The 24,300-nt window shown below is 69.1% G+C and carries 19 protein-coding genes; 4 read left to right on the forward strand and 15 right to left on the reverse strand.

Annotation, left to right across the window (positions count from 1 at the left end):
* Positions 1-179 precede the first annotated feature (179 nt).
* Positions 180-2,078, reverse strand: a complete 1,899-nt coding sequence (locus J1C47_RS04165) for a methyl-accepting chemotaxis protein (RefSeq protein WP_245396353.1) — start codon at positions 2,076-2,078, stop codon at positions 180-182.
* A 467-nt stretch (positions 2,079-2,545) separates the two neighbouring features.
* On the opposite strand from J1C47_RS04165, the gene J1C47_RS04170 reads away from it, so the two are divergent.
* Positions 2,546-4,360 (forward strand): adenine deaminase, encoded by a 1,815-nt coding sequence (locus J1C47_RS04170; RefSeq protein ID WP_207349477.1) that lies wholly within the window; start codon positions 2,546-2,548, stop codon positions 4,358-4,360.
* A gap of 404 nt (positions 4,361-4,764) precedes the next feature.
* Here the strand turns inward: J1C47_RS04170 and J1C47_RS04175 are convergent, their stop codons facing one another.
* Positions 4,765-5,955 carry a hypothetical protein gene (locus J1C47_RS04175; RefSeq protein ID WP_207349478.1) on the reverse strand — a complete coding sequence of 397 codons (1,191 nt, stop codon included), beginning with the start codon at positions 5,953-5,955 and terminating at the stop codon, positions 4,765-4,767.
* Positions 5,956-6,446: 491 nt separating this feature from the next.
* Between J1C47_RS04175 and ilvA the strand changes: the two genes are divergently transcribed.
* Positions 6,447-7,712, forward strand: coding sequence for a threonine ammonia-lyase IlvA (gene ilvA / locus J1C47_RS04180; RefSeq protein WP_207349479.1), 1,266 nt, complete (start codon positions 6,447-6,449; stop codon positions 7,710-7,712).
* 53 nt (positions 7,713-7,765) lie between these two features.
* Here ilvA and J1C47_RS04185 read toward each other — a convergent pair whose 3' ends face one another.
* The 13 genes from J1C47_RS04185 to J1C47_RS04245 all read right to left on the reverse strand — a co-directional run bounded on the left by J1C47_RS04185 (position 7,766) and on the right by J1C47_RS04245 (position 21,751).
* The gene (locus tag J1C47_RS04185) at positions 7,766-9,103 is read right to left on the reverse strand and encodes a sensor domain-containing diguanylate cyclase (RefSeq protein ID WP_207349480.1); all 1,338 of its coding nucleotides are present in this window, start codon (positions 9,101-9,103) and stop codon (positions 7,766-7,768) included.
* A gap of 173 nt (positions 9,104-9,276) precedes the next feature.
* Complete coding sequence (gene ggt, locus J1C47_RS04190; RefSeq protein ID WP_425354535.1) at positions 9,277-11,052, reverse strand: gamma-glutamyltransferase; 1,776 nt, start codon at positions 11,050-11,052, stop codon at positions 9,277-9,279.
* 112 nt (positions 11,053-11,164) lie between these two features.
* A complete protein-coding gene (locus tag J1C47_RS04195) occupies positions 11,165-12,400 on the reverse strand; it encodes an ABC transporter substrate-binding protein (RefSeq protein WP_207349481.1) in 1,236 nt (411 codons plus the stop codon).
* On the reverse strand, positions 12,397-13,545 hold the full coding sequence (locus J1C47_RS04200) for a CobW family GTP-binding protein (protein WP_207349482.1): 1,149 nt from the start codon (positions 13,543-13,545) through the stop codon (positions 12,397-12,399). The genes J1C47_RS04195 and J1C47_RS04200 overlap by 4 nt, the downstream gene beginning before the upstream one ends.
* A complete protein-coding gene (locus J1C47_RS04205; RefSeq protein WP_207349483.1) occupies positions 13,542-13,868 on the reverse strand; it encodes a hypothetical protein in 327 nt (108 codons plus the stop codon). The genes J1C47_RS04200 and J1C47_RS04205 overlap by 4 nt, the downstream gene beginning before the upstream one ends.
* 58 nt (positions 13,869-13,926) lie before the next feature.
* Complete coding sequence (locus J1C47_RS04210; RefSeq protein WP_207349484.1) at positions 13,927-14,808, reverse strand: polysaccharide deacetylase family protein; 882 nt, start codon at positions 14,806-14,808, stop codon at positions 13,927-13,929.
* A 35-nt stretch (positions 14,809-14,843) separates the two neighbouring features.
* Positions 14,844-15,929 (reverse strand): ABC transporter ATP-binding protein, encoded by a 1,086-nt coding sequence (locus tag J1C47_RS04215; RefSeq protein WP_207349485.1) that lies wholly within the window; start codon positions 15,927-15,929, stop codon positions 14,844-14,846.
* Positions 15,930-15,990: 61 nt separating this feature from the next.
* Positions 15,991-17,223 carry an ABC transporter substrate-binding protein gene (locus J1C47_RS04220; RefSeq protein ID WP_207349486.1) on the reverse strand — a complete coding sequence of 411 codons (1,233 nt, stop codon included), beginning with the start codon at positions 17,221-17,223 and terminating at the stop codon, positions 15,991-15,993.
* Between the two features lie 82 nt (positions 17,224-17,305).
* The gene (locus J1C47_RS04225) at positions 17,306-18,070 is read right to left on the reverse strand and encodes an SDR family NAD(P)-dependent oxidoreductase (RefSeq protein WP_207349487.1); all 765 of its coding nucleotides are present in this window, start codon (positions 18,068-18,070) and stop codon (positions 17,306-17,308) included.
* A gap of 16 nt (positions 18,071-18,086) precedes the next feature.
* Complete coding sequence (locus J1C47_RS04230; RefSeq protein ID WP_207349488.1) at positions 18,087-18,818, reverse strand: SDR family NAD(P)-dependent oxidoreductase; 732 nt, start codon at positions 18,816-18,818, stop codon at positions 18,087-18,089.
* The gene (locus J1C47_RS04235; protein WP_207349489.1) at positions 18,818-19,660 is read right to left on the reverse strand and encodes an ABC transporter permease; all 843 of its coding nucleotides are present in this window, start codon (positions 19,658-19,660) and stop codon (positions 18,818-18,820) included. The genes J1C47_RS04230 and J1C47_RS04235 overlap by 1 nt, the downstream gene beginning before the upstream one ends.
* A 2-nt stretch (positions 19,661-19,662) precedes the next feature.
* Positions 19,663-20,496 carry an ABC transporter permease gene (locus tag J1C47_RS04240; RefSeq protein WP_425354540.1) on the reverse strand — a complete coding sequence of 278 codons (834 nt, stop codon included), beginning with the start codon at positions 20,494-20,496 and terminating at the stop codon, positions 19,663-19,665.
* A 115-nt stretch (positions 20,497-20,611) separates the two neighbouring features.
* Complete coding sequence (locus J1C47_RS04245; RefSeq protein WP_207349490.1) at positions 20,612-21,751, reverse strand: ABC transporter ATP-binding protein; 1,140 nt, start codon at positions 21,749-21,751, stop codon at positions 20,612-20,614.
* Between the two features lie 423 nt (positions 21,752-22,174).
* Between J1C47_RS04245 and J1C47_RS04250 the strand changes: the two genes are divergently transcribed.
* Positions 22,175-23,194 carry a GntR family transcriptional regulator gene (locus J1C47_RS04250; RefSeq protein WP_207349491.1) on the forward strand — a complete coding sequence of 340 codons (1,020 nt, stop codon included), beginning with the start codon at positions 22,175-22,177 and terminating at the stop codon, positions 23,192-23,194.
* A gap of 106 nt (positions 23,195-23,300) precedes the next feature.
* On the forward strand, positions 23,301-24,281 hold the full coding sequence (locus tag J1C47_RS04255) for an asparaginase (protein WP_207349492.1): 981 nt from the start codon (positions 23,301-23,303) through the stop codon (positions 24,279-24,281).
* The last annotated feature ends 19 nt before the right edge of the window (positions 24,282-24,300 follow it).

Consider the following 24,300-nt stretch of genomic DNA (forward strand, 5'->3'; position numbering starts at 1 on the left):
GGCGTCCGGGGCGATCGTGACGCTGGCGTGATCCGCCCGATGGCATGGCCTCGACGTTTGAAGCGCCACGCCGGGCGGCGGGACGATGCGAGGATCGTCTGGCCGCCCATCATGGCATGATTCGGGGCGTGGAGAAACAGGACGGCCGGCGGTGCTTGCGGTCGCCGGCCGTTGTAATTTCAGAACTCGTCCCAGACTTCTTCGTCGTTCGCGGCGGCGGGGGCGGCCTTGGCGCTGCCGCCGGCGCTGCGCATCTGCGCGACGGGCCTCTGCCTCGCGGCCGGGGCGCCGCGCGCCGCCTCGGCGCCGGCCCGCGTCTTGAAGCCGGCGACGATCTCGGCGAGCCTGTCGGTGTCGCCGCCGAGGGTCTGGCAGGCGGCCGTCGCCTGTTCGACCATCGCGGCGTTCTGCTGGGTCACCTTGTCCATCTGGTCGGCGGCGGTCGAGACCTCCTTCAGGCTCGTCGCCTGTTCCGAGGCGTTCTTGGCGATTTCGGCGATGATCCCGCTGACCGCGGCGAACTCGGCGACGATCTCCTCCAGCGACTTGCCCGAGGCGGTCACCAGCGTGACGCCCTTCTCGACCTGTTCCGAGGAGGCGTTGATCAGCCCCTTGATCTCCTTGGCGGCTTCCGCCGAGCGCTGGGCGAGGGCGCGCACTTCCTGGGCCACCACCGCGAAGCCCTTGCCGGCTTCGCCGGCCCGCGCCGCCTCGACGCCGGCGTTGAGGGCCAGGAGATTGGTCTGGAAGGCGATCTCGTCGATCACCCCGATGATCTGGTTGATCTGCTGCGAGGATGCCTCGATCTGGCTCATCGCCGTCACCGCCTGGGCGACGATCTCGCCGCCCTTGCGGGCCTTTTCGCGGGCCGTCTCGGCGGTCTGCCTTGCGTGGCTCGCGCCATCGGCGGTGCGGTTGACGCCGCCGGTCACCTCGCCGAGGGCGGCGACGGTCTCTTCGAGGCTCGCCGCCTGCTGCTCGGTGCGCTGGGCGATGTCGTTGGTCGCGACGATCATCTCCGAGATGCCGGTCTTGTTGGAGGCGATCAGCTTCATGACCTCGCCGAAGGCGGCCTCGAGGGCGGTCACGCTCTCGTTGAAGAGCTTGCGGACGCCCTCGTAGTCGGAGGAGAAGGGCTTGTCGAGGCGGACGGTGAGGTCGCCGCCGGCGAGCCGGCCGAAGCCGGTCTCGACCTCGGACATGAAGAAGTGGTGGGCCCGGACGTATTCCTCGCCCATCTCGTCCTGGCGCCGGCGCTCGATCTCCTTCTGCGCCGCGGCGTCGATCGCCTCCTGCTTCAGGCTCTGCTGCTCGATGACGGCATGGCGCAGCTGCTCGACCGAGCGGGCCATCTGGCCGATCTCGTCGCGGCGTCCGAGACCTTCGACCTTGCCGTCGACGCGCCCTTCGGCGACGTCGCTGATCGTCCTGGCGAGGCCCTGCAGCGGCTGGAACATGCGGCGCGAAGTGACGAGCGCCAGCAGGCCGACGACGAGGGCGACGAGAACCGCGATGATGCTGAAGCGCAGCTGCAGCGCCGAGACGGAGGTCAAGAATTCCGACTTCGGAACGCCGACATAGAGGATGCCGATGGTCTGGCCGTCCTTGCCCTTGATCGGATCGTAGGCGGTGAAGAACGGCGTTCCGAGGATGTCGGCCTCGCCGCGATACGGCTTGCCGTCCTTGATCACCGCGTCATAGACCGGCCCCGGGGCGAGCTTCGTGCCGATCGCCCGGCTGCCGTCCGGCTTTTGGACGTTGGTCGCGACCCGCGTGTCGCCCATGAAGATCGTCGCCGTGCCGCCGACGAGTTCCTTGATCCGGTCGACCGGGGTGTTGAACTCGTTCAGCGGCTGGAAGCCGGCATAGAGCTTGCCGTTGTCGACCTTGAACCAGGAGCCGTAGCGGCCGATCACGTCCCAGGCGACACGCATGTTGGCTTCCTGGCGCTCGTTGGCGCGCTCGATGCCGTCGTTGCTGACTTCGATCAGCGCGATCGCCGAAAGGGCGACGGCGACGATCGCGATGGCGCCGAGCACCATCGCCGAGACTTTTGCCGAGAGGCTGGATTTGAACATCGTGGGACCTGCGACACTGAAAAGCGGATCGACTCTTTCGGCAGCAGGACGCCCGGGCCGGAAATGCATACCTGCTGCTTACGAACGAAGTCGCGTTCACCTTCCCGTGTAAGGATAAAAATTTCGTTTCCGGCTCGTCGGACCGCAAACTCTCCAAGGGCGACGCGGTTATTGTCGCGAATACAAATATATCCTGTAGCGCAATATGTTCATGCGCGCATCGTTGCAGGTCGGGCCAAGCCTCTTTGGACGCTGCGTCGTCCGGTTCCGGGTCGTCCGCCGGATGTCTCGCAACGGCAGGATGAGGCTTGCTTTCTCCGATGCCGGAGAGGCCGGCGACGCCGCGAGGCCGCGCGGGAGCCTCGAGGGATTTCCTCGCAGCGCACTCGCCGTGACCGGCTTCCCGTCCGGCCGCAAACTTGGCAATACAAAGGATCGACCGGTGGCGGCAGAAGCAGGAGCGGCGCATGAGCGAAACGCGCAGTGTGATGGCAATGGAGCCGTTCGAGGCGGTGGCGCCACGGCTGGTGGACGTCGCCATGGGCCGGCAGAAGGCCGATCTGGTGGTGCGCGGCGCCCGCTGGGTCAACGTCCATTCCGGTGAGATCATCCCCGGCACCGACATTGCCGTCGCCGCAGGCCGCTTCGCCTTCTGCGGGGCCGACGCCTCGCACACGATCGGGCCGGATACCACGGTGGTCGAGGCGGAGGGGCGCTACGTCGTGCCCGGGCTCTGCGACGCGCACATGCATGTCGAGAGCGGCATGGTCACGGTGACCGAGTTCTGCCGGGCGGTCATTCCCCACGGCACCACCTCGATGTTCGTCGATCCCCACGAGATCGCCAACGTCCTCGGCCTCGAGGGGGTGCGGCTCATGCACGACGAGGCGATGGACCAGCCGGTCAACGTCTGGGTCCAAATGCCGTCCTGCGTGCCCTCCGCGCCCGGTCTCGAAGAGGGCGGGGCGGTGCTCGGCCCGCGCGACGTCGCCGAGGCGATGGGCTGGCCGGCGATCATCGGTCTCGGGGAGGTGATGAACTTTCCCGGCGTCGCGGCCAACGACGCCGTGATGGTCGGCGAGATCGCCGCGACCCGGGCGGCGGGCAAGACCGTCGGCGGCCACTACGCCTCGGCCGATCTCGGGCGGCCGTTCCACGCCTATGTCGCCGGCGGGCCGGAGGACGACCACGAGGGCACGCGGATGGAGGACGCCGCGGCCCGCGTGCGCCAGGGCATGAAGGCGATGCTGAGGCTCGGCTCGGCCTGGTACGACGTTGCCAGCCAGGTCAAGGCGATCACCGAGATGGGGCTCGATTCGCGCCACTTCATCCTGTGCACCGACGACTGCCACTCCGGCACGCTGGTCCGCGACGGCCACATGGACCGCGTCGTCCGCCACGCCATCGCCTGCGGCCTGAAGCCGATGACCGCGATCCAGATGGCGACCATCAACACCGCCGAGCACTTCAAGCTCGAGCGCGAGATCGGGTCGGTCACCCCCGGCCGGCGGGCCGACTTCCTGATCGTCTCCGACCTCGCGGCGCTTTCGATCGACGCCGTCTACGGACGCGGCGTCCGGCTCGCCGCCGCCGGGCGGCTGGAAGCCGACATGCCGGCCCGCAGCTATCCGGCCTCGGCGACCGGCACGGTGCGGCTCGGCCGCGGGCTGACGGCGGAGGACTTCGCGGTGAAGGCACCGTCGGGCGCCGGCGGCGAGGTGACGGCTCGGGTGATCGGCGTCGTGGAGAACCAGGCGCCGACCCGCGCGCTGACGGCCCGCCTGACGGTTTCGGACGGCGTCGTCATGACGGACCAGGCCGCCGACGTGTGCCGCATCGCCCTCGTCGAGCGCCATCGCGGCAGCGGCGCGGTGACCAACGGCTTCGTCTCGGGCTTCGGCTACCGGGGCTCCTGTGCCATGGCCTCGACCGTCGCCCACGACTGCCACCACATGATCGTCGTCGGAACCAGCGCCGAGGACATGGCGCTCGCCGCCAACCGGCTCGGCGCGGTGGGCGGCGGCGTCGCCTTCTTCGCCGGCGGGAAGGAGAAGGCGCTGATCGAGATGTCGATCGCCGGGCTGATGTCGAACGAGCGGGCGGAGACCGTCGCCGAAAAGGCCGACCGGCTGATCGCCGCCATGCGCGATGCCGGCTGCACGCTCAACAACGCCTACATGCAGCACTCACTGCTCGCGCTGGCGGTCATCCCGTCGCTGCGGATCTCCGACAAGGGCATCGTCGACAGCGTGAACTTCCGCCTCGTCGACCTCTTCGTCTGAGGCTGCCGCCGGAAGACGCGCCCCGTCGTTCGGCAGGGCACGGCAGGGCGGGCACGGCCGGATTCGGCGCGAGCCAGGCTTGTGCGCGAGGAAGGGCAGGATCGGGCGAGAGAGCCAAGGCGTGTCGTCGGGGGCGTCGGGCCCGGCCTCGGCAGAAATGGCGGCGGCTCCGACGATTTGGGGCGTTGATCGTCGGAGCCGTCTAATCCCGGACCGCAGCGGCATGCGCCCCGGGGAGATTTGTGCAGCCTTCGATGCGGGGACGTGTTGTCCTGGCTGCGATGGGATGAAGGTTAGACCGGGGATGTTTCGCGGGGATGGCGTCGAAGTCCCGGCCATGTTTCGCCAGCGTTTCTGTTTCGCAACGGTCGCTTCGAACGAAACGTTGCGATTTGGGCCGGTGCTCACTCGGCCGGGATGCCGAAGACGACGATCGCCGCGCCGAGACAGACGAGCAGGACGAAGGCGAGCGCGCGTGCCGGCCGCTTCGCACGGTGCATCGCGATGGCGGCGATCGCCGCCTGCAGCGCGTAGTAGAGGGCGAAGGCCCGCGAGGCATAGGCGATGATCGCAAAGACGTTCGAGGTCCAGGTGAGGCCGGTGCCGAGAAGGCACAGGACGGCATAGGCCTGGCGCTGGCTGAGGCGGCCGCGCGTCAGTTCGACGACGAGGCCGCCGGAACCGCCGGTATCTGCGACCGCCGCGGAGAACTGCGCGGCGAGCGCCGCGGCGACCAGCATCAGCGGCAGGATCGGCGCGACCACCCCCATCATGTCGATGATCGCGGTTTCGGTGAGGTGGCCCTCGCCGGCCGGAAAGCCCACCGTCAGCAGCCCGATGTAGACGAGGTAGATCGCCGCCGAGACCGCCTGGGCGAGACGCATGGAGGCGATCCGCGTCGGCGCGTCGTAGGTCTTTCCGAGATAGCGCGACGTCTCGAAGCCCTGGACGGTGACGATGAGGCCGAAGGCGAGGGCGATGCCGTGCCAGGCGGTCGAGGGCTCGGGATTGTCGTTGAGCCCGCCGCTCCGCCAGAGGCCGTAGACGAAGATCGAAAGGCCGGCGATCAGGCCGGCGATGATCGCGAGCTTCAGGCCGACCGTCACCGTCTCCATCCGCTCCAGCGCCTTGAAGCCGAAGCCCCAGCCGACGACGAGGATGAGGGCGAACATCGCGGTCGTCAGGAGCCGCGCCTCGAAGGGCGAATCGAACGGCGTCAGATGCAGGGCGAAGGCGCCGAAGAGATTGAGATAGTAGGCGACCGAGACGACATAGGCGAAGGCGAGCGCCCAGGAGGCCGCCGCTTCCAGCCATTCCTCCGCCTGCGAGCGCTCGGCCTTTTCGGCCCGCACCCGGATGTTGCTTCTGACCGCCGCGCCGAAGCTCCAGGCGGCAAGGCACAGCATCGCCATGACCAGCGGGGCGTAGCTGCCGTATTCGCTGGTCAGGATCGGGCCGAGCACCAGGAAGCCGCTGCCGATGATCGAGGCGAGCGGGGTCACCGTCGCCTGCCACAGCGTGTTGCGGCGCACCAGCGGCAGTGCGAGGACGACCGCGGTGAGAACTGTCAGAAGGACGACGAGCGCGTCGGTCATGGCATCCTTGCGAAAACGCCGCCGGAACCGTTCGGGCGGGCGGTCCCTCATAGGGGCACGGACCGGCGCTGGCGAGCCGGAGCCGGCGGTTTCCCGCCATGGCCGCGTGAATGCCGCACCGGGGCCGACTTTGACAAAACGCCGTTCCTGGCGCATCACCGCCGGAAAGTTGCGGCAACGGCCAGGAAGGGAGCGCCCGAAATGTCGATGGATCGGCCCGCGAAGCTCATTTCGCTACCGACGGTCCTCGCCGGGCGTTGCATTCGCATTATCGGCGCCGGCGCCGCCGAAGGCCTGGGCCAGACCCGGGGCTGACGGCCGCGACCGGCCGCCGGACATGGCGCCAGCGCCATCCTTCCGGCGATCTTCCCGCTGATTCTGGCCGCCGACCGGCGGCGCGGGCAGGCGAGGAACCGCCCCGGACCGGGCCTTGCGCCGCGGCTCCCGCCGAACGTTCCGACCTGTCCTGCAAGACGAGACATTCGACCGACATGAACGACGACTTCCATCTGAGGGTCGCGGCCGCGGAAACCGCGCTGCGCGACCTGTTCCCGGCGACCCCGCTGCAGCTCAACGAGCATCTTTCGAAGAAATACGGCGGCCGGATCTTCCTGAAGCGCGAAGACCTGACGCCGGTCCGCTCCTACAAGATCCGCGGCGCCTTCAACTTCATGCGCAAGGCGATGGCCGAGACGGCGGCAGGCCGGACCTTCTGCTGCGCCTCCGCCGGCAACCACGCCCAGGGCTTCGCCTTCGCCTGCCGGCATTTCGGCGTGAAGGGCCGGGTCTTCATGCCGGTGACGACGCCGCAGCAGAAGATCGACAAGACCCGCGTCTTCGGCGGCGAGGCGATCACGATCGAACTGACCGGCGATTTCTTCGACGACTGCTATGCCGCGGCCAAGGCCTATGCCGCGGCGGAGGGCGCCACCTTCGTGCCGCCCTTCGACCACGAGGACATCGTCGAGGGCCAGGCGAGCGTCGCCCGCGAGATCCGCGACCAGCTCGGCGGCGAGAGCCTCGACGTCGTGGTGATGCCGGTCGGCGGCGGCGGCCTCGCCTCGGGCATGACGCGCTATTTCGACGGCGAGGACGCCGAGACCTGCGGCAGGCCGGCGCTGCGCTTCGTCGAGCCGCTCGGCGCGCCGAGCCTGCGCTCCAGCCTCGAACGCGGCGAACTCACCCGCATGCCGCAGATCGACGGCTTCGTCGACGGCGCCGCCGTCGCGATGATCGGCGCGATCCCCTTCGAGACGCTGACGCGCTTTGCCCCGGCCGACGTCGTGCTGGCGCCGGAAGGCCGGCTCTGCAACACCATGCTGGAAATGCTCAACGTCGAGGGCATCGTGCTCGAGCCCGCCGGGGCGCTGGCGATCGACGCCCTCGCCGACCTGAAGGGCGAGGTCGAGGGCAGGACGGCGGTGCTCGTCGTCTCCGGCGGCAATTTCGACTTCGAGCGGCTGCCGGACGTCAAGGAGCGGGCGCTGCGCTTCACCGGGCTGAAGAAGTATTTCATCCTGCGGCTGGCGCAGCGTCCCGGCGCCTTGAAGGACTTCCTCAATCTCCTCGGCCCGGACGACGACATCGCCCGCTTCGAATATCTGAAGAAGTCGGCCCGCGACTTCGGCTCGATCCTGCTCGGCATCGAGACCCGGGATCCGGCGAACTTTCCGGCGCTGATCCGGCGCTTCGAGGCGGCGGGCATCCGCTACCAGGACATCACCGAGGACCAGATCGTCGCCGATCTGCTGATCTGACGAGACATGGAGCTGGGCGGGGGCGCTCTGGCGCCCTGGCGCGGCGGCCGCCCTCAGCCGGCGGCCGCCAGGCGGCCTGTCCGCGGCAGCATGGCGCCCGCATCGATCACCCGGTTACGGCCCTGGCGCTTGGCCGCATAGAGCGCGGCGTCGGCCGCGGCGACGAGCGCCGAGCCCCCGGCGCTGCCATCGCCGGCCTGGCCGAGCGTCGCGACGCCGGTGCTGACGGTGACGACGCACCAGCCCGGATTGCCGGCGTGTTCGATGCACAGCTTCTGCACCTCGGCGCGGACCACCTCGGCGATCCGCGCTGCCTCGCTCTCGCTGCAGTTCGGCAGGAGCACCGCGAACTCCTCGCCGCCGTAGCGGGCGACGAGGCTTTCCGGCCCCTGCACCACGCGCTCGATGGTCTCGGCGATGGTGCGCAGGCAGCGGTCGCCGATCTGGTGGCCGAACGTGTCGTTGAAGGCCTTGAAATGGTCGACGTCGAGGAGAAGCAGGGCGATCGGACCGCCGCCCGCGCTGCCGTGCTCGCTCATCGCCGCGGCGAGCGCGAGGTCGAAGCCGCGGCGGTTGGAGACGCCGGTGAGCGGATCGAGGAGCGCCAGGCGCTCCGCCTCGGCATTCCGCTCCATGCGGCCGGTGATGTCGGTGGCGATCTTCATCACCTTGACGGGACAGCCCGAGGCGTCGAGGACGGGGGTGTAGCTCGCCTGCATCCAGACCCGCCTGCCGTCGGCAATGGTCGAGAAGACGTCCGCCTGGATGCACTGCCCGCATCTGAGGCGGGTCCAGAAGGCCAGCGCCGCGTTGTCCTGCGCGTCGCCGGTGGTCACGAAGTCGAAGTGGTTGCGGCCGAGCAGATCGGCGGGCGGGCAGCCGATCAGCTCGCCATAGTTCGAATTGGCCGCGAGGATCGTCCCGTCCATGGCGAACTCCGCCATCGCCGTCGAGCGGGAGATCGCCGCGAGGATGGTCTCGTGATTGGCGGCCCGGCGCTTTGCGGCGGTCACGTCCGTCGCCATCTCGATGACGCTCTTGACCGTGCCGTCTTCGGCAAAGACCGGGGTATAGCTCGCCTGCACCCAGACCTCGCGGCCGTCGCGCAGCAGCCGGCGCGATTCCTTCTGCATGAATTCGCCGGCGCGGAGCGCTTCCCACATCGCCGGATACTGCGGATCGTCGCGGTCCTCCGGGACCATGAAGAAGCCGTGCGGCCGGCCGAGAACCTCCTCCGCCCGGTACTGCGTCAGCGCCAGGAAATCGTCGTTGGCCGCAATGAGGGTCGCGTCCGGCGCGTATTCCGAGATCACGGCCGAGCGTGGCAGGCCGATCCGCGGCGCGCCACCGCCGACGGTGCAAGAGTTGTTTCGTGTCAAAGCCTTGTCCATTGCCGTTCGCCCCGCAGACCCGATGCTGAAAGCTCGGGCGGCGCCGAAAGGTTGCCGGCGGAAGCCGGCCGAGGACCGGACATGGTTAGCGAGTGGTTGCCGGCGACGCGCAGTTTCTCGCGGCACTGCAGCAAAGCCGGCGGGGCGGGGACGGGCCGGGGCTCCACGCCCGCTCATTCGCCGAGGGCGACACCCTCCCGGCGCGGGTCGGCGCCGCCGGAAAGTCCGTCGGGGGTGATGGCGATCGCCTGGATGCCGGAATTCAGGTCGGTCTCCTTCACCGTGAAGCCGAGGTCGCGCAGCGCCCCGGAAAGCTGCGTCGCACTCGTGCCGGCCTCGACCTCGAACGGGCCGAAGCGGTTGAGGAGATGCGGCAGCCCCGCCGCCTGCTGGACGTTCATGTCCCAGTCGAGGACGGCGATCAGGGCCTCGGCGACGTAGCCGATGATCTGGCTTCCGCCGGGCGAGCCGAGGGCGAGCACCGGCTTGCCCTCCCGCATCACCACCGTCGGCGACATCGACGAGCGCGGGCGCTTGCCGGGCGCCACGGCATTGGCGATCACCCGGCCTTCCTCGTCGTGGGTCTCGAAGGAGAAGTCGGTCAGCTCGTTGTTGAGCAGGAAGCCGCCCGTCATCAGCCGCGAACCGAAGCCGTTCTCGATCGTCGTCGTCATCGAGACGACGTCGCCGGCGCCGTCGACGATGACGAAGTGGCTGGTCGAGGGAAGCTCGATGGCATCGTCGTCGCCGCGGAGCATGGCGTGGTCGAAGGGCGGCGTGCCGGGCGCGACCGCGTCGTCCGAAAGCGCCCGGCCGCCGCGCAGAAGCTCAGACCGGCCGGTGAGATAGTCCTTGTCGAGAAGGCCCTTCAGCGGCATCGGCACGTAGTCGATGTCGGCCATGTAGCGGCCGCGATCGGCGAAGGCGAGGCGCGAGGCGTCGCCGATCAGCCGCCAGGCCTCGGCGCTGCCGGGGCCGAGCCCGGCGATGTCGAAGGGCTCGATCAGCCCGAGGATCTGCCCGACCGTGAGGGCGCCGGAGGAGGGCGGGCCCATGCCGCAGACCTCGTAGACGCGATAGGCGGCGCAGACCGGCTCGCGCTCGACGACGCGGTAGTTGCGAAGGTCGGACAGCGCCAGGCGGCCGGGATTGCCCTCGGCATTCTGCACGGTCGCGACGAGCGCCTCGGCGACCGGCCCCTCGTAGAAGCCCGCGGCACCCTTTTCGGCGATGGTCTGCAGCGTCTCGGCGAAGGCCTCGTTCTTCAGGAGCGTCCCGGTCGCCAGCGGTTCGCCCTTGGCGTCGAAGAAGTATTCGCGGGCGGCGGCGTAGCGCTTCAGGCGGTCGCCCTCCGCTGCGATCAGCGCGTGGAGGCGCGGCGACACCTCGAAGCCGATTTTCGCAAGCGTGATCGCCGGTTCGACGACGGTCTTCCAGTCGAGCGCGCCGAAGCGCTGGTGGGTGTCGTAGAGAAGCCGCAGCGTTCCCGGCGTTCCCACCGAGCGGCCGCCGACCACGGCGTCGTAGAATTCCAGCGGGTCGCCGGCCTCGTCGAGGAAGAGTTTCGGATCGGCGCCGGCGGGGGCCGTCTCGCGGCCGTCGAAGGTCGTCAGCCGGCCCGCCTTGGCGTCGAAATAGACCAGGAAGGCGCCGCCGCCGATGCCCGAGGACTGCGGCTCGACCAGATTGAGGACGAGCTGCGTCGCGACCATCGCGTCGATGGCGTTGCCGCCCTTCTTCAGTATGTCGAAGCCGGCCCTGGCGGCGACGGGATTGGCGGCGGCGACCATGAAGGTCTTCGCCTTCGCCGGTTCGGAAGCGGCCGGCCGCATGCCGCTTGCCGCTTCCGGCTGCAGCCGGTCGGCGGCCTGCTGCGCGACAGCGGGAAAGCTGAAAAGCAGGCCGGCGATGGCGGCGGCGGCGGCGAGCGGCAGGCGGAACTTCGTCACGGCTTGGCTCCAACGGTCTGGCGGGCTCGAACGGCAAGGTAGGGCCGGAGCGCCGCGAGCGGAAGCCTCGCCGGCGGCGCGGGATCGGCCGGGCGCTCTCCGTCGGGAAAAATCAGCCCACGAGCTCGCCCCAGCGCCGGACGAGATAGTTGTGCTCGTCCATCGTCGTGTTCCAGACGGCGATGTTGGAGGCGCGGCTCCAGTAGGAGCCGCCGCTGCGCAGCGAACCCTTGGCGATGGCGGTCTCGCCGTCGGGATCCGGCAGGTCGGTCGCCGCCGGGCGGCCGTCGTACCAGTAGGCCCACTCGGCCTCGGTGAGATTGTCGCGCACCCGGTCGACGACCGACATGTAGTAGCCCTGGCGCGCCACAACCGCGCCCGGCCAGCCGGAGAGCCACCAGTTCAGATAGTCGTAGGCGGCGTCGAGCTCGCGGCCGCCGAGCCGGCTCGACAGGCAGAGGCCGCCATGCCAGGCGCGGTAGCCCTCGACCGGCACGGCCTGGCGCACGTGGACGCCGCGCCGCTTCAGCGCAATCACGCTCGGCGACCACAGGCTGCCGACGCAGAAGCGGCCGGAGGCCATCATCGCGGTCGCTTCGGCGGCGGTCTTCCAGAAGCCGGCGAAATGGCCTTCGCGCTTCTTCTCGACGAGGATGCGGACGAGGGCGTCGATCTCGTCGACGGAGAGATTGCCGATGTTCTGAAACTGCATCAGCTTCGCCGACTGCGCGGCGAGCGCGACGTCGAAGATCCCGATCGCCGGCTCGTCGACGAAGGACACCCGGCCGTGCAGCGCCGGGTCGAGCAGCGCCGCCCAGGAGGAGACGCGGCTCGCCGAGACGCCGGCGGCGTCCTCGACATAGCCGAAGGAATCGAAATTGTGCACCGTCGGCAGCATCGAGATCAGCCGCGACGGATTGGCCGAGAGCGACTGGTCCGGCTGCACGAACAGCTTGGCCACCGGCACGTCGCCATGGCCGATGTGGCCGGACGGGCCGATCGTCCCGGTGCGGGTGAGGCTCGACACCTCGTCAAACAGCGGGATGCGGTCGGTGTCGATCGCCTGGATCGCCCGCCAGTACCAGACGATGTCGAGATTGTGGAAGCACTGGTCGTAGACGTCGTAGGCCTCCGGCGACCGCGCCGCCTTGCTCTGCGCGCCGAGGAAATCGAGATTGTCGAAGGCGAGGCGGATGCCGAGGTCCGCCTCGGCCCGCCGGCGCAACTGCTCGAGCAGCGTGATCTCGGTGCCGAGGACCCGCAGCAGCACCTTGCCCCGCGCGTGGACCGCCGGCGCCGCGACCGTGCGGCCCGCGGTCCGGCCCCGGATCCTGGAGGCCTCGTTCATGCCGCGGCTTCGCCGGCTGGCATGTCGTCCGCGAGCGCCATGAAGGTCTCCAGCGAGGCGCGGACCGTCGCTTCGGCGAGGCCGTCGACGATGAAGACGAGGCGCGACTGGCGCGGCCCGGCCGGCCATGCCGCCATGTGGACCGGCGGGTGGACGAGATGTTGGACGCCGTGCACGGCGACCGGCCTCTCCTCGCCGCAAAGATCGAGGATGCCCTTCACCCGCAGCACCTTCGCGCCGTGCCGGTTGAGCAGCATGGTCAGCCAGATGCCGAAGCCGGTCCAGTCGATCGGGCGGTCCAGCGTCACCGAAAAGGCGTGAATGGTCGCGTCGTGCCGGTTCGGATCGTGCCGGTTTCCATGCCCATGCCCATGCCCATGCCCATGCCCGTGCCCGTGCCCGTCGTGATGCCCGTGGCCCTGGTTCTGGTCCGGGGCCTGACCGGCGCGGGGATGATGATCGTGGTCGCCGTGCGGTTCGCCATGCTCCTCGGCGGGCCTTCGCGCCAGCGGATCGCCCGTCGCGGCGTCCTCGGCCATCAGCCAGGCGGCAGACCAGCTTGAGCCGTGGACGTCCACCGCCTCGGCGGTCGGATTGAGGGCGAGAAGTTCGGCCGAAAGCGCCGCGACGGCGTCGGGGGCGGCGATGTCGGTCTTGGTCAGGACGATCCGGTCGGCGCTCGCGACCTGCTTCAACCATTCCGGCCGGCGCAGCGTCTGCCGCGCGGCGGTTGCCGCGTCGACCGTGGCGACGACGTTGCCGAGGGTGAAATGGCTCGAAAGGACAGGATCGGCCCTGACGGTCGAGAGGATCGGGAACGGGTCTGCGAGCCCGGTGCTCTCGATCACCAGCCGGTCGAAGCACGGCACCAGCCCGCGCTCGCGCTTCGAATGGAGATCGCGGATCGCCTCGGAGAGTTCGCCACGGATGGTGCAGCAGACGCAGCCGGCCTTGAGCAGCACGGTCGTCTCGTCGATCCGCTCGATCAGGTGATGGTCGAGGCCGACCTCGCCGAATTCGTTGATCAGCACCGCCGCCCCCGCCAGCGAGGGGTCCTGCAGCAGCCGGCGCAGCAGCGTCGTCTTGCCGGAGCCGAGGAAGCCGGTGAGGAGGTTCACCGGGATGAAGCCGGGATGCCCGCTCATCGGCGCGCCGTCAGGCGCGACAGGAGGTCCGGGTCGAGCGGATCGAAGCTGCGGCCCGACAACTGTTCCGCCGCGGGCCAGAGATGGGCGAGGCTGTCGATCACCTCGGTCTTGCCGGTCGCCGTCGACAGGAGATAGGCGCGGCCCTGCCAGTCGCCGAGTTGCAGCCGGTAGGCCGCGAGCACGCGGTTGGCGAGGCGGATGCGGCGGGCGCGTTCCAGCCGGCGCGAGCGCGTCTCGTCGTTGCGCGAGAAGACGCCGGGCCGCGCGACCGCGTCGGTCCAGTGGTTCTCGACGCCGAGAATGCCGCACAGCGAGCACATGTCGGATCTCCTCGCGGGGGGAACGCGGCCGCCCCGAAGGGCGGCCGCAACGGGCGGTCTACTTGGCGCGCGGGAAGCGCGCGGCAAAGTCGTCGGCCATCTCGTTCATCGTCACGAAGCGCACGCCCTCGTGGCCGGCCATGTATTCGTAGAGCCGCTCCAGCATCAACAGCACCTGCGGCCGGCCGGAGACGTCGGGGTGGATGGTGATCGGGAAGACGGCGTAGTCCATCTCGCGATAGACCCAGTCGAACTGGTCGCGCCACATCTGTTCGATGTCGCGCGGATTGACGAAGCCGTGGCTGTTCGGCGCCTTCTTGATGAACATCATCGGCGGCAGGTCGTCGAGATACCAGTTGGCCGGGATCTCGATCAGATCGGTCTCGTGGCCGCGCTTCAGCGGCTGCATCCAGTCCTGCGGCTTGCCGGCATAGTCGATCTTGGTCCAGCTGTCGCCGACCCGCACGTAATACGGCATGAAGTCCTTGTGCATCAGCGAGTGATCGTACTTGATGCCGCGCTCGAGCAGCAGCTCGTTGGTGACGGTGGAGAATTCCCACCAGGGCGCGACGTAGCCGGTGGGGCGCTTGCCGGAGAGCTGGGTGACGAGGTCGATGCACTTGTCGAGGACGGCGGTCTCCTGCTCGCGCGTCATGGCGATCGGATTTTCGTGGCTGTAGCCGTGGATGCCGATCTCGTGGCCGGCCTCGGCCACCGCTTTCATCTGGTCCGGGAAGGTCTCGATCGAGTGGCCCGGGATGAACCAGGTGGTCTTCAGGCCGAGCCGCTCGAACAGCTTCAGCAGGCGCGGGGAACCGACTTCGCCGGCGAACAGGCCGCGCGAGATGTCGTCCGGCGAGTCCTCGCCGCCATAGGAGCCGAGCCAGCCGGCGACGGCATCGACGTCGATGCCGAAGCCGCAGAGAATTTCCTTCGCCATTGTTGAGATCTCCCTATCCGTGATCGTCTTCGTGACTAGGCTGCAAGGACCGAGGAGCGCTCCGGCTCCCAGGTGATGGTGACGGTGTCGCCGGGTCCGGCCTGAAGGCCGGCGAACCTGTCGACATGCGATTCGACCAGGATCGGCTCCGCGCCGTCGAGGGCGAGGCTCAGATGGCCGATATGGCCGACGACGTCGCGAGACAGGACGGTGCTCGTGACGGTGTTGATGCCGCTGCCGGACCAGCCGGCGGGATGGACGGCGATGGCGTCCGACGGAATGGCGATGATCGCGGACCGGCCGGCGAGCGCGCCGGCGTCGCCGACGCCTTCCATCGGCCCGAACCTGGTGTCGATCCGGCACCGGCCGGGAGCCCCGCCCTGCGAGGCCTCGCCCCGGAAGATCGTGTTCGCGCCGATGAAGCCGGCGACGAAGGGCGTCGCCGGGCGGGTGTAGAGTTCGCGCGGGGTCGAGATCTGCTCGACCTTGCCGTTGCTCATCACCACCACCCGGTCGGAGAGGCCGAGCGCCTCGGACTGGGCATGGGTGACGAAGACGAAGGTGATGCCGAGTTCGCGCTGCAGGATCTTCAGTTCGTCCTGGATGACGCGGCGCAGATTGGCGTCGAGCGCGCCGAGCGGCTCGTCGAGGAGAAGGATGTCCGGCTCGACGACGAGGCCGCGGGCGAGCGCGATCCGCTGGCGCTGGCCGCCGGACAGGTTGTCGGCACGCTCCTGCGCGATCGCCGACAGGCCGAACTTGTCGAGAATGCGCCCGACCCGCTCCTGCCGCTCGGCCTTCGCCAGGCCGCGCACCTTGAGGCCGTATTCGACGTTCTCGAAGACGTTCATGTGCGGAAACAGCGCGTAGTTCTGGAAGATCATCGAGGTCGGCCGGCGCTCCGGCGGCAGGTCGCTGACGTTGCGGCCCTTGATGACGACGTCACCGGAGGTGATCGTCTCGAAGCCGGCGATCATCCGCAAGGTGGTGGTCTTGCCGCAGCCGGACGGTCCGAGAAAGGCGACGAACTCGCCCTTTTCGACCGCGAGATCGAAGCCGGCGACGGCCACCGTGCCGTCGTCGTAGACCTTCCCGACATTGATCAGTTCGAGATCGTGCATCGTCGCCGTCCGTGTGGGAAAGACAAGGGTGGCGGGGGAGGCGGGCCTCCCCCGAAGGCCGTCAGGCGTTGAGGAACTCGTCCCACTTCTGGATCAGGTAGTCGTATTCGTCCGGCCACTGGTGCCAGTAGGCGACGTTGGCGGCGCGGGTCTCCAGCGAGCCGCCGTCCCGCAGGTCGCCGGGCTCGATGCCCCGCTCGGCCGGCCCGTCCCACGGCTTGCCCTCGTACCAGAAGGCGTACTTCTTCGGGTCCATCACGTCCTTGATGTTGGTGGACGGCGAGTAGTAGCCCTGCTCCGAGACGGTGATGCCGGGTTCGCCCGAAAGCCAGTAGTCGGCATAGGCGGTGACGGCGTCGGCGTTGGGGGTGCCCTTCAGCATGGCGGGGCCGATCGCCCAGGCGCGGTAGCCTTCCTTCGGCACGGCGTATTTGCAGGCCTTGCCCTGCGCCTTCACGGCCATGACCGCCGGCTGCCAGGCGTCGCAGACCACCATCTCGCCGGAGGCGAGCAGGTTGACGAGTTCGCCGAAATCGCCCCACAGCGCCCGGAACTGGCCGCCCTTCTTCTTCGAGATCAGGAATTTCGAGGCCTCGTCGATCTGGTCGGTCGAGGGGTTGCCGGGATTGGGCACCTCGCTGAGGCCGAGGCTGTTCATCGCCAGGATGGCTTGGCCGAAGGCGATCAGCGGATCGGTGTTGAGGCCGGACTTGCCCTTGAACTTGTCGTCGAAGATCGCCGTCCAGGTGTTGGCCTCCTCGTCGGAGACGAGGTCCGGGTTGTAGCCGATGGAATCGTAGTTGTAGACCGCCGGCACCATCCAGAGATCGGTCTGGTTCTCGTCCGTCCAGATCTGGCCGACGATCTGGGCCGAACGGTCCCATTTCGGGTCCACCTTGGTGAAGGTGTCGCGGATGTTCGCCCAGTTCTTCAGGTTGGCGGCCGGTATCGGCTCGGCGTGGTCGGTCATGGTGATCGCCGGGAGACGCTCGCCGATGATTTCCCAGCAGTCGTAGTCCGACGAGCCGGAGAGGATCTTGGTCTGGGCGTCCGGATAGGTCGCGGCGGTGCCCGACACCGAACCGACGCCCGACTTCTGCTTGAAGTCCTGCAGGATACGGTCCTGCACCGTGACCGACAGACCGGTGGTGCGCAGGCTCTCGGCGGCAAGGTCCTTGGCCTGCGCGAAGGCGGCCCGCGCGTTGAGGAACGGTGTGCCGCCGCCGATCGCCAGCGCCATCGCGCCTGCGGTGCGCTTGAGAAGCTTGCGCCTGTCGATGGATCTGCTTGTCATGCCGGACTCCCCTTTGAAGGTCGTGATCTTCGGTGGCTGCGGGTCACGCCGGCTCCTGCCGGCGGTATTTCGTGCGGGCGCGCTAGTAGCGCCCGACCAGGAGGCCGCCGTCGACGGCGACGGTCTGGCCGGTCATGTACCGGGCCGCCGGCGAGGCGAGGAAATGGATGACGTCGGCGATGTCGGAGGCCTCGCCGAGCCGCCCCATCGGAATGAAGGCGGCGGCCGCGTCGGCGCCGGCCGGCCCGAGCGAATGCTTTTCCGACAGGAGCTGGGCTGTGCGGATGTAGCCGGGCGCGACGCCGTTGACGCGGATGCCGTCTTTGGCGAGCTCGACCGCGAGGCCGCGGACCAGGCCGACGACGCCGGATTTCGCCGCCGAATAGTGGACGTGCTCGTCCCAGCCATAGGCGACGCCCATGATCGAGGAGAGGCAGACGATGGCGCCGGCGCGGCGCGCCCGCATCCCGGGCACCGCCGGCCGGATCACCCGGATCATGCCCTTCAGGTCGATCTCGAAGGTGTGGTCCCACTTCTCGTCGGAGAGCTCGGCGAGCGGCACGCGGTGGGCGATGCCGGCATTGGCGACGATCACGTCGATGCGGCCGTGCCGGGCCTCGACGTCGGAAACGAGGGCGTCGGCCGCCGCGGTGTCGGTGACGTCGAGGCGCAGGAACTCGGCCGAACCGCCGGCGCTCTCGATCGCCGCCGCCGCGGCGGCGCCTTCACCGGAAAGGACGTCGGTGACGACGACGTGGTCGCCGGCCTTCGCGAAGGCTTCTGCGGTGGCCCGGCCGATGCCGATCCCGGCGCCGGTGATGAGGACGATGCGGCTGTCGCTGGTCATGGGAGCTTCCGTGGTTTCACAGCATCACGTCGCCGGAGTTCGGTCCGAGCGTCTGGCCGACGAAGATCGCCGCGTCGGGGGAGGCGAGGAACGCCACCGTGCCGGCGACGTCCTGCGGCTCGCCGAAGCGTCCGAGCGGCAGCTCGGCCTTCTTCGCCGCCTGCCAGGTGGGCGAGAGGGAGCGGACCAGCGGCGTGTTGATCGGCCCGGGCGCCACCGCGTTGACGCGCACGCCCGCCGCCGAGACCTCGCGGGCCAGCGCCTTGGTCATGCCGATGATCGCCGCCTTGGCGGCGGAATAGTGCACCAGCTCGACGCCGCCGATCTGGCCGAGCTGCGAGGCCATGTTGACGACGATGCCGCGGCCGCGCTCCAGCATCGACGGCAGCACGGCGCGGGTCATCAGGAAGGTGCCGCGCACATGGACCGCGAACATCCGGTCGAAATCGGTGGGCTGAAGGTCGACGAAGCGGGACTGGTGGGCGTGGCCGGCATTGTTGACGAGGACCTCGACCGGGCCGTGCGCCGCTTCCGCGCGGCGCACCGCGGCGCTGACCGCGGCTTCGTCCGAAACGTCCGCCGCGACCGCTTCGGCGGCGCCGCCGGCAGCGCGGATCGCCGCGGCCGCGGCGAGCGCTTTCTCGCCGTCGAGATCGACGAGGAGGACGCGGTCGCCGTCCGCGGCGAAACGTTCGGCGATGGCGAGCCCGATGCCGGAGGCGGCTCCGGTAACGACGACGCTGCGCATCACGCGGCCTCCGCGGAAACCTGGCGGCTCTGCCGGACCGAACGCATCATCAAGATGGCGTAGACCGCGAGCAGCGCGAAGGAGAACAGGGTGGTGAGGACGCCGAAGGCGAAGACGTTCGGATGGATCTCCACCGCGAAGGTGCCGTAGATCGCCAGCGGCAGGGTCAGCCTCGGCCCGGAGGTGAAGAGGGTGCGCGCGAACTCGTCGTAGGAGAGCGTGAAGGCGAAGAGCATCGCCGACAGGACGCCCGGGAAGATCACCGGGAAGGTCACCTTGCGAAAGGTGGTGACCGGCGAGACGCCGAGCGACCAGGAGGCTTCCTCGATCGACCGGTCGAAGCGGTTGAAGATCGCCAGCATCACCAGGAAGGCGAAGGGATAGGTGTAGACGACGTGGAGGACGAAGGCGGTGCCCCACCAGGAGCGGTCGACGCCGACGAGATTGGCGAGGAGCGCGGTGCCGAGGCCGACCAGAACGCCGGGCACCATCATGCCGAGGACGATCAGGTAGAACACCGGGCCGGAGCCGCGGAATTTTTGACGGAAGGCCTGCGCCGAGGCGACGCCGAGCACGGTGGAGACCACCATGGTCATGAAGGCGAGCGCCAGGGAGCGGATCAGGCTGTCGCCGATCGGCAGCGGCGCGACGCGCGACGGCGGCACCAGGCCGAAGAGGTGGCGGTACCAGTAGGTCGACCATTCGATGATCGGAAACTGCGGCCCGCCTTCCGGCCCGGACTGGAAGGAGAGGATCCCGAGGACGATGAAGGGACCGTAGAGAAAGGCGATGAACAGCGCGGTGTAGACCGCGAGCACCGGTTTGAGGACGCCGGCCTGCATCGTCAGAGCTCCTTGCGCAGATTGACGACTTTGAGGAGCCCGGCGATGACGACGCCCATCAGAAGCGTCAGGATCACGCCGGCGACCGCGGCGAAGGCCCATTTCAGCGAACCGACCTGGCTGACGATGATGTTGCCGAGCATGTTGGTCTTGCGGCCCGAGAGCGCGGCGGCGGTGGCGAATTCGCCGAGCACCATGACCGAGACGAAGATCGCGCCGACCACCACACCCGGCATCGACAGCGGCAGGATGATGGTGCGGAAGATCCGCCAGAAGCCGGCGCCGAGGTCGCGGGCCGCCTCGATGACGTTGGGATCGATGCGCGACAGCATGAAGGTGATCGGGCCGACCATGAAGACGCAGTAGATCTGCGTCATGCCGATCAGCACCGACAGCTCGGAGAACAGCAGCATCTCCAGGGGATGGCTGATGATGCCGAGCTTCATCAGGATCATGTTGATCGCGCCCTGCGTGCCGAGCATCGGGCGCCAGGCGAGGACGCGGATCAGGAAGGACGTCCAGAAGGGAATGACGCAGAGGACGAGGAGCACCGTCTGCAGCGTCTTGTTGCGGACGAGGAGGCCGATGAACAGCGCCACCGGATAGCCGACGACGAGGGTCGAGGCGAGGACGAGCAGCCAGATCCGCACCGTCGTCCAAAGCGCGTCGAGATAGGTCGGGCTGGTGAGGAAGCGCACCCAGCTCGCGGTGGTCAGCTTCGGCTCGACCGTGAAGGTGGTCTGCGTCCAGAACGAGACGTAGAGCACCATCAGCATCGGCAGGACGAGGAACAGCGTCATCCACAGGACGCCGGGGCTCAGGAGCAGCCAGGACATGCGCCGCGCCTTGCGCCGCTGCGCGGCGGCGGAGGAGATGCTGCCGGCCTCGGGGACCTGACGCATGGCCGGCTCTTCGCTCGCCTCGATGGTTCTCGACATCAGAAGGCTCCGCTCAGGCGTAGACGATGGCGGCGTCGCGCTTCCAGGCGAGGCCGTAGCGGGAATTCGGAACGAGGCTCAGCGGCATGCCGCGGCTGAGATGCTCCTCGACCTCGACGATCTGGCCGGTGTCGAGCGCGAAGAAGGAGAGCATGGAGGCGCCGCCATATTCGCTGGCGACGAAGCGGGCGGGGACCATGATCTCGTCGGCGCCCGGCACAGATTCCGGCGCGCGGACCTCGATGCGGTCGTGGCGGATGGCGTAGACGCCGTCTGCCGCGGCGGGGCCCAGATTCGACGAGGTACCCGACGGGGCGCTCGGCGGGGGATTCGACGAGGCGCTCCGGGCGTCGCCCGACGCGGCGAGCGGCAACGGGCCGAGCGCACTGACGAAGCTTGCGCCGGAGCGGCTGCCGCGGATCAGGTTGTAGGCGTTGAGATAGCGCGCGACTGCCGGCGAGGCGGGCGCGGCGTAGACCGTCGCCGGCGCGGCGAACTGGCCGATCCTGCCGTCGTCGAGCACGATCAGCCGGTCGCCCATGGTCAGCGCCTCGGTCTCCGAGCCGGTGACATGCAGGAAGGTGACGCCGAGGCTCCTGCGGATCTGGCGGAGCTCGTCGCGCATGCGGGCCCGCAGATGGGCGTCGAGGGCGCCGAGCGGCTCGTCGAGCAGGACGAGGCGCGGCCGGGTGACGAGCGTGCGTGCAAGGGCGACGCGCTGGCGCTGGCCGCCGGAGATCTGAGAAACGCCGCGCCGCTCGAGGCCGGTGAGCCCGACGAGCCGGATCACCTCGGCGACGCGCCGGTCGAGCTCGGCCTTGTCGCGCACCGGGTCCCGCCGCCGGTTGACGAGGCCGAAGGCGATGTTGCCGGCGACGTCGAGATGGGGAAACAGCGCGAAGTTCTGGAAGACGAAGCCGATGCCGCGCTCGTGCGCCGGCGTGCCGTCGATGCGTTCGCCCTCGAAGACGATGCTGCCGGTCTCCGGTTCCTCGAAACCGGCGATCAGCCGCAGGAGCGTGGTCTTGCCGGAGCCGCTGGCGCCGAGCACCGAGACGTAGGAATCGCCCGCAATGGCGAGGTCGATGCCGCTGACGGCCGGCTTGCCGCCATAGGTCTTCGACACGTCGTTGAGCGTCAGGACTACGGTCATCCTCTCCCCGGGGCTCGGTGGGTGCGCGACGGGTCCGTGAAGCGCTGCCGCCCCGACGTTAGCAATAACGCATACTGCATTCAATAGTCATTTTTTCGTCATCGAAACGATCGGCTTGCCGCATCGATGTGCATCGCGGGAGGTCGCCCTTCCTGTGTGCGATGGTCACCACTCCGCGGCTTCGAGCCGTCGATCCGGTGGAAACTCCACCCGAAACGGGCATTTGACCGATCTCGAGCGCCCGGTCGCCCGGAGGAAGGCGTGTGCGTCGCTGTATCCGGCGCGCATTCTTGCCCGTGGATCATGCGCGATCACTGTGCATCTGCAGCATTTGTATGCAATATGCATTTCATGCTTTTTGACAAGCCGGTCCGCGTGATATGGAACGGGGCCGATTTTCGAGGCTCGGGCGAAGGGACCGCTATGGCGCAGGCGCAGGCAACGGCATCCGCGACGCTTCCCCGCCGCTACGAGGTCGTCGCCGAGGTGCTGCGGCAGAATATCCGCGAGGGGCGCATCCCGCGCGGCACTGTCCTGCTCGAAGGCCCGCTCGCCGAGCTCTTTCGAACCTCCCGCGCGCCGGTGCAGCGGGCCCTGGCGCGGCTCGAGGAGGAGGGGGTGGTGCACCGCTTTGCCGGCCGCGGCTATCTCGCCGGCGCCGCGGATCCGAAGGTCAGCCGCCGCAAGGTCGATCTCGCGACGCTCGACCTCGACCTGCCCTTCGAGGCCGACGAGGGCTTCGGCAACCGTCAGGCTTGGCGGCGGATCCAGGCGACCGTCGAGGCGGACGTCACGCGCTGTCTGGTCTTCGGGCAGTTCCGGATCGTCGAGACCGAGCTCGCCGACCATTTCGAGGTGAGCCGCACCATCGTGCGCGACGTGCTCGGCCGGCTGCAGGAGCGCCGGCTGGTCGACAAGAATGCCAGTTCGCACTGGGTGGCCGGGCCGCTGACGGCGCGCTCGATCAAGGACCAATTCGAACTGCGCAAGATCCTCGAGCCGCACGGCCTCGTCTCGGCGGCGCCGCTCCTCGACCATCGCCAGCTCGAGGCGGCGCGCGACCGGCTGCGCGCCGCCGAGGGGACGCAGGCGAGCGACGCCGAGCTTTCCGCCCTCGCCAACCTCTTCGTCAACGACCTCGTCCTCGCGACGCCGAATCTCAGCCTGCGGGATCTCATCCGGCGCAACCTCCACACCGTCCTGATCTCGCAGCAGGTGCTGCGCCAGCTCGGGCTGCCGCAGGACCGCGCCTCGATCGTCGAGCAGCGGATGATGATCGAGCTCCTGATGCACGGCGCGGTGGATGCCGCCGCCTCGATGCTTTCCACCCATATCGAGGCGGCCAAGCAGCGCACCATCGCGCAGATGAAGATCGTTGCGGTGATCCCGCAGCCGATATCGCTCGCGCCCTATCTGCGGCGCACCGACGCCCAATCCGAATAGTGGCTTGGCCGAACAGGGACTTGGCCGAATGGGGGCCTGGCCGAACAGAGCCAGTCCGAACAAGGGCCAGTCCGAACAGCAGCCAGTCCGAACAGGGGAACCCGCCTTGCCGACCATCCAGCTGATCACCACCGGCGGCACCATCGCCTCGCGCGCCGCTTCGGCCGGCGCCGACGTCGTCGCCTCCGTCGCCGGGGAGGAACTGCGCGCCTCGCTGCACGATCCGCTGGCCGGGATCGATCTCGCGGTGGACGACTTCTGCCGCGTCGGCAGCTTCGCCATCGACCTGCCGCTGGCCTTCGCCCTCGCCGGGCGGATCGCCGCGCATGTCGCGCGGCCGCAATGCGACGGCGTCGTCGTCACCCACGGCACCGACACCATGGAGGAGAGCGCCTTCCTCGCCGATCTGATCGTGCCGGGCGACAAGCCGGTGGTGTTCACCGGCGCCCAGCGCAGCGCCGACGGGCCCGACACCGACGGGCCGCGCAACATCGCCGCTGCCGTGCGCCTCGCCGCCGCGCCGACGGCCCGCGGGCTCGGCACGACGATCCTCTTCGAGGACGACTTCCACGCCGCCCGCGACGCCACCAAGACCCATGCCTCGCGCACCGACACCTTCCGCTCCGGCGAGCACGGCAAGCTCGGCGAGGTCGACGGCGACAGGGTGCTGGTGCATCGCCGCCCGGTGCTGCGCCGGACCTATGCGCCCGAAAGGATCGAGCCCGAGGTGCATCTCGTGCGCCTCGCCATGGGGGTCGACGGGCGGCTGATCCGCTTCCTCGTCGCCGACGGGGCGAAGGCGATCGTCGTCGAGGCCTTCGGCCGCGGCAACGCCACGCCCGGCGTGGTCGAGGAAATCGCCGCCGCCGTCGCCGCCGGTGTTCCGGTGATCGTCACCTCCCGCTGTCCCGAGGGGCGGGTGAAGCCGGTCTACGGCAATGGCGGCGGCAAGGACGTCGAGCGCGCCGGAGCGATCTTCGCCGGCGACCTGACCGGTCCGAAGGCCCGCATCCTCGCCGCGGTGGTGCTCGGCCTGCCGGACGGCCGCGACAGGCTGCGCGCCGAGATCGAGGCGCTCGGCGGCTGAGCCGGACGCCAGGGCGAGG

This window comes from Jiella sonneratiae (assembly GCF_017353515.1).
Lineage (GTDB): Bacteria > Pseudomonadota > Alphaproteobacteria > Rhizobiales > Rhizobiaceae > Jiella > Jiella sonneratiae.